12 protein-coding genes are annotated in these 12233 nt (G+C 64.0%); 9 read left to right on the plus strand and 3 right to left on the minus strand.

Translation table 11 applies throughout. From position 1 onward, the window contains the following. Positions 1-10 precede the first annotated feature (10 nt). Positions 11-1579, plus strand: coding sequence for a dihydrolipoamide acetyltransferase family protein (locus tag AC1Q7F_RS04175; RefSeq protein ID WP_492504109.1), 1569 nt, complete (start codon positions 11-13; stop codon positions 1577-1579). Positions 1580-1591: 12 nt separating this feature from the next. Next, positions 1592-2095, plus strand: a complete 504-nt coding sequence (locus tag AC1Q7F_RS04180) for a nuclear transport factor 2 family protein (RefSeq protein ID WP_492504111.1) — start codon at positions 1592-1594, stop codon at positions 2093-2095. A gap of 91 nt (positions 2096-2186) precedes the next feature. Here AC1Q7F_RS04180 and AC1Q7F_RS04185 read toward each other — a convergent pair whose 3' ends face one another. Together AC1Q7F_RS04185 and AC1Q7F_RS04190 are read right to left on the minus strand one after the other, a co-directional pair. Beyond that, positions 2187-3332 (minus strand): thiolase family protein, encoded by a 1146-nt coding sequence (locus tag AC1Q7F_RS04185; protein WP_492504113.1) that lies wholly within the window; start codon positions 3330-3332, stop codon positions 2187-2189. A 25-nt stretch (positions 3333-3357) separates the two neighbouring features. Continuing rightward, positions 3358-3768 carry a Zn-ribbon domain-containing OB-fold protein gene (locus tag AC1Q7F_RS04190; RefSeq protein ID WP_492504115.1) on the minus strand — a complete coding sequence of 137 codons (411 nt, stop codon included), beginning with the start codon at positions 3766-3768 and terminating at the stop codon, positions 3358-3360. A 188-nt stretch (positions 3769-3956) separates the two neighbouring features. On the opposite strand from AC1Q7F_RS04190, the gene AC1Q7F_RS04195 reads away from it, so the two are divergent. Together AC1Q7F_RS04195 and AC1Q7F_RS04200 are read left to right on the plus strand one after the other, a co-directional pair. Then, a complete protein-coding gene (locus AC1Q7F_RS04195; RefSeq protein ID WP_492504117.1) occupies positions 3957-4718 on the plus strand; it encodes an SDR family NAD(P)-dependent oxidoreductase in 762 nt (253 codons plus the stop codon). Between the two features lie 20 nt (positions 4719-4738). Continuing rightward, positions 4739-5497 (plus strand): ThuA domain-containing protein, encoded by a 759-nt coding sequence (locus AC1Q7F_RS04200; protein WP_492504119.1) that lies wholly within the window; start codon positions 4739-4741, stop codon positions 5495-5497. A gap of 5 nt (positions 5498-5502) precedes the next feature. On the opposite strand, the gene AC1Q7F_RS04205 is transcribed toward AC1Q7F_RS04200, so the two are convergent. Then, positions 5503-5844 (minus strand): Rieske (2Fe-2S) protein, encoded by a 342-nt coding sequence (locus tag AC1Q7F_RS04205; protein WP_492504121.1) that lies wholly within the window; start codon positions 5842-5844, stop codon positions 5503-5505. A 181-nt stretch (positions 5845-6025) separates the two neighbouring features. Here AC1Q7F_RS04205 and AC1Q7F_RS04210 point away from each other — a divergent pair, with 181 nt between their 5' ends. Genes AC1Q7F_RS04210 through AC1Q7F_RS04230 form a run of 5 tightly spaced genes read left to right on the plus strand, consistent with a single transcriptional unit; the run spans position 6026 to position 12176 of the window. After that, positions 6026-7231 (plus strand): acyl-CoA dehydrogenase family protein, encoded by a 1206-nt coding sequence (locus AC1Q7F_RS04210; RefSeq protein WP_492504123.1) that lies wholly within the window; start codon positions 6026-6028, stop codon positions 7229-7231. A gap of 8 nt (positions 7232-7239) precedes the next feature. Then, complete coding sequence (locus tag AC1Q7F_RS04215; RefSeq protein ID WP_492504125.1) at positions 7240-8361, plus strand: acyl-CoA dehydrogenase family protein; 1122 nt, start codon at positions 7240-7242, stop codon at positions 8359-8361. After that, entirely contained in the window at positions 8361-9980 is a 1620-nt protein-coding gene (locus tag AC1Q7F_RS04220) for an AMP-binding protein (RefSeq protein ID WP_492504127.1), read from the plus strand. The genes AC1Q7F_RS04215 and AC1Q7F_RS04220 overlap by 1 nt, the downstream gene beginning before the upstream one ends. Continuing rightward, the gene (locus AC1Q7F_RS04225) at positions 9967-10746 is read left to right on the plus strand and encodes an SDR family oxidoreductase (protein ID WP_492504129.1); all 780 of its coding nucleotides are present in this window, start codon (positions 9967-9969) and stop codon (positions 10744-10746) included. The genes AC1Q7F_RS04220 and AC1Q7F_RS04225 overlap by 14 nt, the downstream gene beginning before the upstream one ends. A 44-nt stretch (positions 10747-10790) precedes the next feature. Next, positions 10791-12176: an aromatic ring-hydroxylating oxygenase subunit alpha gene (locus AC1Q7F_RS04230; RefSeq protein WP_492504131.1), complete on the plus strand. Its 1386-nt coding sequence runs from the start codon at positions 10791-10793 to the stop codon at positions 12174-12176. The last annotated feature ends 57 nt before the right edge of the window (positions 12177-12233 follow it).

Below are 12233 nucleotides of genomic sequence, written 5' to 3' on the forward strand. Positions count from 1 at the left end.
TAACGACGCGATGAACGCCATCACCCCGATCATCATGCCCAAATGGGGCCTGGAAATGTCGGAAGGGACGATTTCCAACTGGCATGTGGCAGAGGGACAGACCCTTTCCCGTGGCATGGAAATCGTCGATATCGAAACCGCCAAGATCGTCAACACCCTGGAATCCGATCTGGAAGGGGTGATCCGGCGGCTGGTGGCCCCGGTGGGGCAGACGCTGCCTGTCGGTGCCCTGATCGCCATCGTCGCCGATGCCGGGGTGCCGGATGCGGAGATCGACCGTTTCCTGCGCGGCGATGCCCCGGCCCCTGAGGCGGCAGCGCTGGAAGCACCGGCATCGGTAATGGTCAGTGCCGACCCGTTGCCACCCGTGGCAGCCGATGCGGAGATTGAGCGGCGCAACGAGACGGTGTCGGCCACCCCAATCGCCCGCCGCATTGCCAACCGGCATGGCGTCGACCTGTCGCACGTTACCGGTACTGGTCGCAACGGCCGTATCAATCAGGAGGATGTGGAAGCCTATATCGCCGCCCATCCGGCGACAGCCCCCGCCCCCGCAATGCCGGCGGCCCTCGACAACCGGTCGGTGCATGCCACCTCCCACGCCATCCGTCTGGCCAACCGGCTGGGCATCGATCTGAAGCGTCTGAGCGGCACGGGTCGCCATGGCCGGGTGAATGTGCAGGATGTGGAGCGGTTTGCCGCCGCCAACGGCTTGGCCGCCCCCGCTCCCACGCCCGGCGGCACGCCACCCGCCGGACCCGCCGCGCGAAAGCTGGCGGCCGATCTGGGCGTGTCGCTGTCCGCGGTCATCCCCACCGGCCCCAAGGGCCACGCCACCAAGGAGGATGTGCGCAACGCATTGGCCGCCCCCGTGGCGGACAATATCCTGGGAGCCAGCAGCGGCGAACTGGTGCCCCACTCCGCCATGCGTCGCACCATCGCGACTGCCCTGACGGCGGCCAAGCGCGACGTGCCACATTTCTATCTGACGGCGGATATCCTGATGGATGATCTGCTGGCTCTGCGCGGTCAATTGAACGCCATAGCGGGGCCGAAAATCTCCGTTAACGACTTCATCGTGCGCGGCTGCGCCCTAGCGCTGGGTGAGGTGCCAGATGTGAATGTGCAGTTCACCGATGCCGGCATGCGCCGCTTCGCCCAGGCCAACATCGCCATTGCGGTGGCCATCGATGGCGGGCTGGTCACGCCCGTGCTGCGCGATGCCGGGGCCAAGCCGCTGCGCGCCATCGCGGCGGAAGCGGCGTCGCTGGCGGCCCGCGCCCGTGACCGCCGCCTGACGCAGCAGGACCTGGCCGACGGCACCTTTGCCATCTCCAACCTGGGCATGTTCGGCATCCGGCATTTCCAGGCCATCATCGCCCCGCCGCAGGCCGCCATCCTGGCCGTCGGCACCACCCGGCGTGAGGCGCAGGAAGGGCCAGACGGCGGCCTGCGCTTTGCGTCGGTGATGTCCGTCACCCTGTCCTGCGACCACCGCGCCATCGACGGGGCCGTGGGCGCCCGTTTCCTGGCAGCATTGCGCCAGCATCTGGAACAGCCGCTGGGCCTGTTGAGCTGAAAGGACAACAGCATGAGTGATCTGGAAAGCCTGTTGGCCAAGCAGGCACTGCATGAACTGAACATGGCCTATAACCGGGCGGTCGATCGCGCGGATGAGGCGCTGTTGCGCAGCCTCTGGCATCCCGATGCCACCGTCGATTTCGGCTATTTCATCGGGCCGGCGGCGGAGTTTTGCGGCTTGGCGGTGGGCGCGACGGGCGGGCTGGCCCGGTCCTTCCATATGGCTGGCAACGAATGGTTTGACGTGCGGGGGGATCAGGCCGTGGGCGAGATTTACAGCCTGACCCTGGCCGCCGCATCCGGGACTGACACGGACAGCATCCTTTATGGCCGCTATCTGGACCGGTATGAGCGCCGGGGCGGCTTCTGGAAATTCAGCCACCGTCACTATCTGATGGATTGGAACGCCAGCCCGCCACGCAGCGTATCCTGGGACCAGGGCGTTTTCGCGCTGATGCAGCACCGCGGCGCCCGCGCGCCTTCCGACGCTGTCTATGCGCTTTGGCAACGCTAAATCAGGGCGAATGGCAAATATGCAGGTGACTTGCCCTGCCCCCTCTTCCGTCTTCCCCGCCTTACAACAGGGAAGACGGAAGACTTTCGCCTTATCGCGTCAGGATCGTCACGGCAGATACACCGGGCGCGCCATAGACATGGGTGTAGCCGGTACGGAGCTTCTTCGGCACCTGCCGCGCGCCAGCATCGCCCCGTAATTGCAACACCGTCTCATAGACCTGGCGCAGGCCTGAGGCGCCGATGGGCTCCCCATTGGCCAGACAGCCGCCATCGGTATTGACGGGCAGCTTGCCATCCAGCCGGGTCAGCCCGTCACGCAGCCATTTCTCCTGCTCCCCATCCTGGCAGAAGCCGTTCTCCGCCATATGCATGATTTCCGCCCCGCTTTCGGTGTCCTGAAGCTGGGCGATATCGATATCGTCGGGGCCGATACCCGCCATGGCAAAGGCGGCCCGGGCGGCGATGGGGGTGGCCCCTTCGCCATCCTCCACCGACAGGCTGGGGCTGAACACCTCAAACGATCCGGCACCGCGTGTGCGCATGGCAGCGCCCTTCAGCCAGACGGGATGGCGCGTCATTTGCGCGGCCTTCTGCGGGCTGGCCAGGATCAATGCCACCGCCCCCTCACCGGGGGAGCAGAACATATATTGGCGCAGCGGATCGCTGATCATGGCCGATTGCGCAATCTCCTCATAAGACAGTGCCCGGCGGCGCCAGGCATGGGGGTTCAGGGCACCATTGGCGAAGGCCTTTTCCGACACCCGGATCAGGGCATCATCGGTAATGCCGTGCAGCGCCATGTAGCGCTGGATTTTCATGGCGAAGAACTGGGTGGTCAGGGCAAACCCCACCTCCCCGTACCATTGCGGCAGGCCCCAATCGGCGGGCCGCACCCGGAACGACCCCTGTTCATGCTTGTCGAACCCCACCACCAGACCCAGATCATACTGGCCCGACCGGATGGCGCCATAGGCGGAGATCAGGGCGGACCCACCCGTGGCACAGCCATTGGCAACATTGATGAATTGCAGGCCGGACAGGCCCAGTTCCTCCACCATCGTGTCGGCATTGCCGGCATCCTGGCTGCCGCCATAGGCGAACTGAACATCGCTCCAGTTGACGCCGGCATCGACCAGCGCCTGGCGCACCGCAAAGGCCCCTTGTTCCAGACCTGTACGGTCCGGCGTCCGCCCGAAGGGATGGATACCGATCCCGACAATCGCCACATCCGACATGGCCAGACCCTCCCCTGTCTTCTTCTCAAGCAACCGGCTGGAATGCGTACATCAGCAGATCCCCGCCCTGTTCATCGCGGAACAGCGGCCGGATGGTCAGGCGCATGGGCATGCCGATGCGCAAATCCTCCGGCGCGCAATCGACCAGCCTTGTTTCCACCCGCACCTGCCCCGGCAGTTCCACATAGCCGAGCGCGAAGGGCTGGAACTCCGCCTTGGTTTCCCGTCCCAGATAGGGGGGGTGTTTGGGCAGGAAGCGCTGCACGGTCCAGCTCCACAGCGTTCCTTCACGCGCCAGTTCCATGGGCTGTTCGCCCGGACGGCCCATGAAGGGGAAACGGATGTGCCCCTTGATATCCACCCCCCCGATCAGGGCGGGGTTGTCGCTGGGCCAGGTGAAGACATTGTCGGCAAGCGGCCTGCCCTCCATCGCCATGATGGTTCCTCCGTTCCTTTGCCATTTTCGGGAATGGTCAACGACATGGGAGATGTCGATGAGTTGACTTTTGATTCATCAGTCACGATAATGGCGGCGAGGCGGGTGCTTGTCAATCGCGCAGGGGCCGCTACCCTGACCCGCAATAATCAATATCTGGCATCACGCACAGGACGGGAGGAGTTTCAATGGACCTTCGGCTGACGGGGCGCAAGGCGCTGATCACCGGTTCCACACGCGGCATCGGGCGGCGCATTGCGGAGGCTTTGGCGCAGGAAGGCTGTGCCATCGCCATCGGAGCCCGCAAGGCGGACGAGGTTGAGGCCGCCATCGCCGACCTGTCGGGCCTGGGCGTGAAGGTGGTGGGTGCCGCCATGGACGCCGCCGATGCCAACTCGGTGAAGGACTGGGTCACCCGCATGGGCCAGGCCCTGGGCGGCATCGATATCCTGGTGCCCAATGTCTCCGTCGGGGGCAGTATGAATGGAGAGCAAAGCTGGCACGATGCTTTCCAGGTCGATGTATTGGGCACGCTGCGCGCCATTGATGCTGCCCTGCCGGCGCTGGAGGCATCGGGCCAGGGGGCGATCACCATCACCGGCACCACGGCGGCGGTGGAAACCTTCATGGCGCCTATGGCCTATAATGCGCTGAAAGGCGCCTTGATCATTCATGCCAAGCAGCTGTCGCAGACGCTGCTGCCACTCGGAATTCGGATCAATGTTGTGTCCCCCGGCCCGACGGAATTTCCCGGCGGTGCCTGGGACGGTTTTCGCACTTCCCTGCCCGACCTCTATGCCGCCACCGTCGCGGCCCAGCCGTCCGGGCGCCTGGGCACCCCGGAGGAAGTGGCGGCCTGCGTCGCCTTCCTGTCCAGCCCGGCCGCCAGCTGGGTCACCGGCGTCAACCTGGTGGTTGATGGCGGCTATACCAAGCGCGTGCAGTTGTAACGACCGGTGGGGGAACCGACATGTCCAGCAGGATCGACGTCTATCTGGTGGCCGGCGGCAAATACCATGACATCAATTTCGCGCGGCTGGAGCTATTGAAGCTGCTGGCCGAGCATGAGGATATCCGCGTGGAGGTCGGGCCCGATTACAGCCGCATGGGGGAGATCGAGGCGGCGGATGTGCTGGTCACCTATACCTGCGATGTGACGCCCACGGCGGAGCAGCAGGCGGGCCTGCGCCGCTTCCTGGCCAAGGGCGGCAAATGGTTTGCCCTGCATGGCACCAATTCCATCATCCAGTTCCTGGATGATGGGCGCATCGACTGCCCCGACCTGGATCATGATCTGTCGGACATGCTGGGCAGCCAGTTCCGGGCTCATCCGCCCATCTGCCGCTATGAAGTGCTTTTGACGGACAGCACCCATCCCCTGACCCAGGGTCTGAAGAACTTTTGGGTGGAGGATGAGCTGTATCTGGGTACCGTCAGCCCCGGCAACCGCACCCTGCTGCACACGCGCTGGGGCGGCAATTGCGCGCCCTTCGTGCAGGAGGATTGGCCGGAGGCTGACCATCCCGTCCTCTACCTGCGCGACCATGGGCCGGGACAGGTGCTGTATCTGGTGCTGGGCCATTGCCGGGGCAAACATGACCTGCGCCCATTGATGGAGGAGTACCCCCATAATGAGCGCTGTTCCTGGCAAAGCCCGGTCTTCTATGAGTTGCTGCGCCGGGGCATCCGCTGGGCGACGGGCCGTTGGGGGGCGGGGGCTGCGTTCTAGGGCCCCTACCCCTTCATCATTCCCACCTGGATCCGCCCATTCTCCACCCTGACCGGAAAACAGGTGAGCGGCCGGTAGCCGGTGCCGCCCAGCGCACGGCCGGTCACCAGATCGAAGCGGGCGCCGTGCAGGGGACAGGAGATGCTGTTCTGACGCAACCGCCCCTCATGCAGCGGGGATTCTGCATGCGGGCACCGGTTGCGCATCGCAAACAGCCCGCCCGCCGCACTGCACAGCAGAACCTCCTCCCCCGCCACGGTGAACAATCGCATCTGGCCCAACGGCAGGTCATCGACGGAGGCCAGATCATGGAAGGTCAGATTTTCAGCAGAGATTTCAGCGGACATGATCGCACCCTACGCGAAAGCGGCATGGAACAACGGGTTGCTGGTTCGATGATGGTTGATCATTGATTCATCAGTCAATGTAAAAATCATCAGCAGCCCGCGTCAGGCCGTTGACGAAGCCCCAACATCGATCTATTCTGATTTATGACTCACCAATCATATCAAAAACTGGAGGAAGGCCATGTTGGGGATCGACCTCATGCGCGACCCGGCCATCCAGGCATTCCGGGCGGACGTGCGGCAATTCTGCGAAAAGAATCTGCCCCGCGATATCCACGACAAGGTGCTGGCCGGCCAGCATCTGGACAAGTCCGACTATGTGCGTTGGCAGAAAATCCTGTTCGACAGGGGCTGGATTGTCGGTCACTGGCCGCGCCAATATGGCGGGCAGGACTGGACGCCGTTGCAACGCGCCATCTTCGATGATGAAACCAGCAAGGCCGGCGCGCCCTGGCTGACGCCATTCGGCGTCTGCTATGCCGGGCCCGTCATCTACACATTCGGCAGCCAGGTGCAGAAGGACCGGTTCCTGCCCGGCATCCGCAGCACCGATACTTGGTGGTGCCAGGGCTATTCCGAACCCGGTGCTGGATCGGATCTGGCCAATATCAAGACCCGCGCCGTGCGCGACGGCGACCATTATGTCATCAGCGGCCAGAAGACCTGGACCACCATGGCGCAATGGGCCGACATGATGTTCGCCCTGGTCCGTACCAGCAGCGATGGCAAGCCGCAGAACGGCATCTCCTTCCTCCTGATCGATATGAACAGTCCGGGCGTCACTGTTCGGCCCATCATCAGCATCGATAAGTGCCACCACCTGAACGAGGTGTTCCTGGACGATGTCCGGGTACCGGTGGACCAACTGGTGGGGGAGGAAGGGCGCGGCTGGACCTATGCCAAGTTCCTGCTGAACAATGAACGTCTGCTGGGGGCGGAGGTAGGCAAATCCACCCGCCTGCTCAATCAGCTACGCCAGACAATGGCCAATATCCGCGATGGCGGCCGCCCCCTGACGGACGATCCGCACTGGTGCCGCCGGCTGGGCGAGCTGCGCGCCCGGCTGCTGGCGCTGGAGGCCGTGTGCAACGAATATCTGGCCGCCGCAGAGGCCGGGTCCACGCCGGGGCTGGAAGTATCCGCCCTGAAGATCATGGGATCGGAGCTGATCCAGGGCATCACCGGCGCCATGGTCGATGCGCTGGCCGTGAAAGGGCTGGTCTATCAGACGGAAGCTCTGGAGCCCGGCTGGCAGGCCCCGCTGGTCGGGGTGCCGGGCGCACCCGGCATGATCCGCGAACATCTGCATGACCGCGCCACGACCATCTATGGCGGCGCCAACGAGATTCAACGCAACATCCTGGCAAAGGCCGTTCTCGGCCTCTAGGGAGCATCATGTCGGCATTCACCCCGGAAGACCGCAACCTGCTGGCCGACAGCATCAACCGGTTCGTTGATGACGCCTATGGTCAGGAGCGGCGTAACGCCATTCTGAAATCCGATGACGGGTTTGGCCGCGATGAATGGGCCACCTACGCTGAACTGGGTTGGCTGGGCATCGCCATGCCTGAGGAGCAGGGCGGTTGCGGCGGTGGGCTGGCCGAACTGGCCGTGCTGATGCGGGCCGCCGGACGCGGCCTGCTGATGGAACCGCTGCTGCCCACGCTGATCCAGGCGGCGGGTGCGCTTTCCCTTGGTGGCAGTGCGGAACAGCAGGCCCTCTGGCTGCCCACCATCGCCGAAGGTCGCGCCATCTTCGCCTTTGCCCAGGATGACGCAGCACAGGAAGCGGTCCCTGTCATTGCCGTGGAATCCGGCGGTGGGTATCAACTGTCAGGGCAACGCGGTTTTGTGCTGTATGGCGCCAGCGCCGACCGCATCATCGTCAAGGCCGATCTGGCCGGGCGGACGGCGCTGTTCATGGTCGCCCCCGATGCCCCTGGCATCACCCTGGCTCATGCGCGCAGTATCGATGACCGGCCCGTCTCCGACCTGTTGCTGGACAAGGTGGCCGTGCCGGCCGGTGACCGCCTGCCCGGCGGGGACGATACCCTGCTGGACCGGTTGAACCAGATGGCGGCCCTGGCCGTCTGTGCCGAGGCTGTCGGTGCCATGGAGGCGGCAAACCGTTTGACACGGGATTATCTGAAAACCCGTGTGCAGTTCGGCACGACCATCGGCGGCTTTCAGGTGCTACAGCACCGGATGGTTGACATGACGCTCGCCGCCCAGGAAGCCGCTGCCATCACCTGGGCCGCCATTGGTGCCGCCAGCATCAATGCACCTGAAACCCCGATCCTGACCGCCGCCGCGAAGGCGCGCAGTGCCGCCGCCGCCCGCCTGATCGGGGAACAATCCATACAGTTGCATGGCGGGATCGGCATGACAGAAGAGTATGTTATCGGGCATTACTATCGGCGCCTGATGCTGCTGGAGACCCTGTTCGGGGGGGCCGGCTGGCATCTGGATCGGTTGGGCGGCTGGACCGTGGCCGGCTTCGATGGAGGGCAAGCCTGATGGTGTCGAGCCTGAACCCGGCGCGGGATACATGGACCGCACAGCCCCTGGCGGTGCTGGCCCGGCACCATGCCGAGCGCGCGCCAGACACGGTGGCCTTCCTGAACCAGGATCAGCATCCCGGCACCTATGCGGCACTGCTGAGCGATGCCGAGGCGCTGGCGGTCGGGCTCTGGGACCTGGGTCTGCGGCCCGGCGATGTCATCAGCTTCCAGTTGCCTAACTGGATGGAGGCGGTACTGGTGGATATGGCGGCCGGGCTGCTGGGTCTGGTCTGCAACCCCATCGTTCCCATCTATCGCGGGGCGGAGGTGGGGTTGATCCTGGCCGACTGCAAAAGCCGGCTGATCTTCATCCCCGATACCTATCGCGGCTTCGACTATACCGCCATGCTGGCCGGCCTTCGCCCTACCCTGCCCGCGTTGCGCCATGTGGTGCATGTCCGCGCTGCCGGTGCCGATCTGACGCTGGAGGCGCTGATCCAGGCGGGTCGGGGCCAGCGCATCAACTGGCCGACAGTTTCCGCCGATGCCCTGAAGCTGGTGATGTACACCTCCGGCACCACGGGCCGGCCCAAGGCCGTGATGCATAATCACCGGTCCATCGCCCGTGTGTCCCATATCTATATGGGCTATTGGGGGCTGGAACCAGGTGATCTGATGCTGATGCCCTCGCCCGTCACGCATATCACCGGCTATTCCAACGGCGTCGAACTGCCCTTCTCGGATGGTACCCGCACCCTGTTCATGGAACGCTGGAACGCGGACGAGGCGGTGGCGCTGATCGACCGGCATGGGGTGAACATCACCATCGGGGCCACACCCTTCCTGCAGGAATTGCTGGAAGCCGCAGAACGGGCGGGATCGCGCCTACCCTCGCTGAAGATCTTCGCCTGTGGCGGGGCGGCAGTGCCGCCCGGCCTGATCCGCCACGCCAATGCCCTGTTCGCCAAGGGTCGCGCTTTCCGCGTCTATGGCAGTACCGAGGCCCCGCTGATCACCCAGGGCTGCATGGGGGCCAACGAGCTGGAGATGGCGGCCACCACGGATGGCAAGGTCATCGATTATGAGATCCGCATCGTGGATGAGGCCGGCAAGGCACTAGGCCGGTGCCAGGATGGGGAAGTCCTGGTGCGGGGCCCGTCGCTGTTCATGGGCTATGCCGATCCTGAGCAGACGCGGGAGGCCATGGATGGGGATGGCTATTTCCGCACCGGTGATATCGGCCACCTGACGCAAGCCGGCGCCATCGTCATCACGGGTCGAAAAAAGGATCTGATCATCCGCGGCGGGGAGAACTTGTCGGCCAAGGATATCGAGGATGTGCTGCACCGCCATCCCGCCGTGATGGAAGTGGCAGCCGTATCCATGCCGCATGCGCGGCTGGGCGAGACCGTCTGTGTCTATGTGGTGCCGCAGCCGGGTGCGGCACCCGACCTGGACAGTATCACCCGACACGTGGCCGCTGCCGGTCTGGCCCGGCAGAAATTCCCCGAACGGGTGGAGTTGGTGGGCGACCTGCCCCGCACGGCTTCGGGCAAGGTGCGCAAGGACATTTTGCGCCAACGCATCGCGGCACAGATCGCGCAGGAACAGGGAGGCGAGAATGGCAAGGCTTGAGGGCAAGGTGGCCCTGGTCACCGGCGGCACCGCCGGCATCGGCGCGGCGGCGGTGCGTCGTCTGTCGGCCGATGGAGCCAAGGTTGTGTTCACCGGTTCCAATACGGAAACCGCCGAAGCGGTCACCCAGGAAACCGGTGGCTATTTCCACGCCCATGATGTGACGGACGAGGAAGCCTGGCCCGCCCTGATGCAGGTCATCGCCGACCGGTTCGGCCGGCTGGACATCGCGTTTGCCAATGCCGGGATCGAAAACGGCGATGGCAGTATCGAGACCATCGGGCTTGCTGCCTGGAACCGCATCCTGGCCGTCAATGTCACCGGCACCATGCTGACCTGTCAGCATGCGATTGCTGCCATGAAGGCCAATCCCGGCGGATCATGTGGGTCGATCATCATCAATTCCTCGATCAACGGTCTGGTCGGCCTGCCCGCCAACATCGCCTACACCACCTCCAAAGGCGCCGTCCGTCTGCTGGCCAAGTCGGTGGCGGTGCATTGTGCACGGACCAGGACCAATATCCGCTGCAACTCCATCCATCCCGGCATCATTGATACGCCGATCATCCGCCGGGCTGTGGCCGACACGCCCGACCCTGATGCCTCGCTGGCCTATCTGGGCAATATCTCCCCCCTGGGCCGTCTGGGCAGGGTGGCGGAGGTAGCGGCCCTGGTCAGCTTCCTGGCCAGCGAGGAATCCTCGCTGATCAACGGGGCTGAACTGGTCGCCGATGGCGGCACCACCGCCGGACTGGTCGGCGTGTAACAAGCGCAAAGTCCAACAAATCAAACAGGTTCAGGGAGGTTGCCGTGCCAGATGATCTTTCGTCACAGCCCAAACCCGGCGAGGCCCGCTGCCCCGGCACGTCGTGGAACGACCTGATGGATACGGACACGCGCCCCGTGCCCGATTTCCTGCGCCGTGAAAATTATCGCTATATGGGCAGCGAACCGCTGAAGGCCGAGCGCTATACCAGCCCGGATTTCTTCCAGCGCGAGCTGGAGAAAATGTGGCCGCGCGTCTGGCAGTTCGCGGCCCGTGAAGAGGATATGCCGGAACCGGGCGATTTCGTCCTTTATGAAAATGCCGGCCGATCCTATCTGGTCACGCGGCAGGCGGACGGGTCCATCCGTGCCTTCCACAATGTCTGTCTGCATCGCGGGCGCAAGCTGCGGCTGGAAAGCGGGTCGGCAGCGGAGTTCAAGTGTCCCTTCCATGGTTTTACCTGGAACAATGATGGCAGCCTGAAAAACATCCCCTGCCGTTGGGACTTCCCGCATTTGCAGGAGGAGAAGCTGGCCCTGCCCGAAACACAGGTCGGGCGCTGGGCGGGCTATATCTTTATCCGCGAGGCCGCAGAGGGTCCCAGCCTGGAGGAATATCTGGCCCCCCTGCCCGACTTCTTCAAACGCTGGCGGCATGAGGAATGCACCACCGTGATCTGGGTGGGCAAGGTGGTCAATGCCAACTGGAAAGTGGTGGCCGAGGCGTTCATGGAAGCCTGGCATACCGTGGAAACCCACCCGCAGATCCTGCCCTTCACCGGCGACGCCAACACCCAGTACAGCACCTATGGCGACCATGTGAACGCGGCCCTGACACCCTTTGCCGTCATGTCGCCGCATCTTGATCCCGCCGGAAAGGCCCAGCAATGGATCGTGGATGAGTTCCTGAAATATAATGGCCGGGCCGGCGGCACTGAAATGTCAGTGGATGTACCCGACGGCATGACGGCGCGGCGCGCCATGGCCGAAGCCAACCGCGAGAAATATCAGGCGGACAGCGGATACGATCACAGCCATGTGACCGATGCCGAACTGCTGGATGCCTTCGTCTATAACGTGTTCCCCAACTTCGCCCCCTGGGGCGGGTTCATGCCCAATATCGTCTACCGCTGGCGGCCCTGGCCCGATCAGGACAAGACCTTGATGGAAGTGCGCATCCTGGTCCGCCTGCCCGCTGATGCACCCAAGCCGCCGCCGGTGGAAATGAACTTCCTGGGTCCGGAGCAGCCCTGGACCGACGCCAAGGAACTGGGGGTCCTGGGTGATGTGTTCCAGCAGGATATGGAGAATCTGCCCTTCGTTCAGGATGGGCTGAAATGCTCCAAGAATGGTGAAGTGCAACTGGGCAATTATCAGGAAATCCGGGTGCGGCATCTGCATGCGACCCTGGATAAATATCTGGCGGATTGATGAAGACGATGCAGCGGGGGGGGAACAAAAAGAGCACCCCACCTCACTTTCCCCCCC

It is taken from the genome of Niveispirillum sp. GW835-FHT14G11, assembly GCF_058793615.1.

What these genes read in the sequence shown, in the direction of transcription:
- AC1Q7F_RS04175 (WP_492504109.1), top strand. Translation starts at nt 11, where the DNA reads ATGAACGCCATCACCCCGATCATCATGCCCAAATGGGGCCTGGAAATG.
- AC1Q7F_RS04180 (WP_492504111.1), top strand. Translation starts at nt 1,592, where the DNA reads ATGAGTGATCTGGAAAGCCTGTTGGCCAAGCAGGCACTGCATGAACTG.
- AC1Q7F_RS04185 (WP_492504113.1), bottom strand. Translation starts at nt 3,332, where the DNA reads ATGTCGGATGTGGCGATTGTCGGGATCGGTATCCATCCCTTCGGGCGG.
- AC1Q7F_RS04190 (WP_492504115.1), bottom strand. Translation starts at nt 3,768, where the DNA reads ATGGCGATGGAGGGCAGGCCGCTTGCCGACAATGTCTTCACCTGGCCC.
- AC1Q7F_RS04195 (WP_492504117.1), top strand. Translation starts at nt 3,957, where the DNA reads ATGGACCTTCGGCTGACGGGGCGCAAGGCGCTGATCACCGGTTCCACA.
- AC1Q7F_RS04200 (WP_492504119.1), top strand. Translation starts at nt 4,739, where the DNA reads ATGTCCAGCAGGATCGACGTCTATCTGGTGGCCGGCGGCAAATACCAT.
- AC1Q7F_RS04205 (WP_492504121.1), bottom strand. Translation starts at nt 5,844, where the DNA reads ATGTCCGCTGAAATCTCTGCTGAAAATCTGACCTTCCATGATCTGGCC.
- AC1Q7F_RS04210 (WP_492504123.1), top strand. Translation starts at nt 6,026, where the DNA reads ATGTTGGGGATCGACCTCATGCGCGACCCGGCCATCCAGGCATTCCGG.
- AC1Q7F_RS04215 (WP_492504125.1), top strand. Translation starts at nt 7,240, where the DNA reads ATGTCGGCATTCACCCCGGAAGACCGCAACCTGCTGGCCGACAGCATC.
- AC1Q7F_RS04220 (WP_492504127.1), top strand. Translation starts at nt 8,361, where the DNA reads ATGGTGTCGAGCCTGAACCCGGCGCGGGATACATGGACCGCACAGCCC.
- AC1Q7F_RS04225 (WP_492504129.1), top strand. Translation starts at nt 9,967, where the DNA reads ATGGCAAGGCTTGAGGGCAAGGTGGCCCTGGTCACCGGCGGCACCGCC.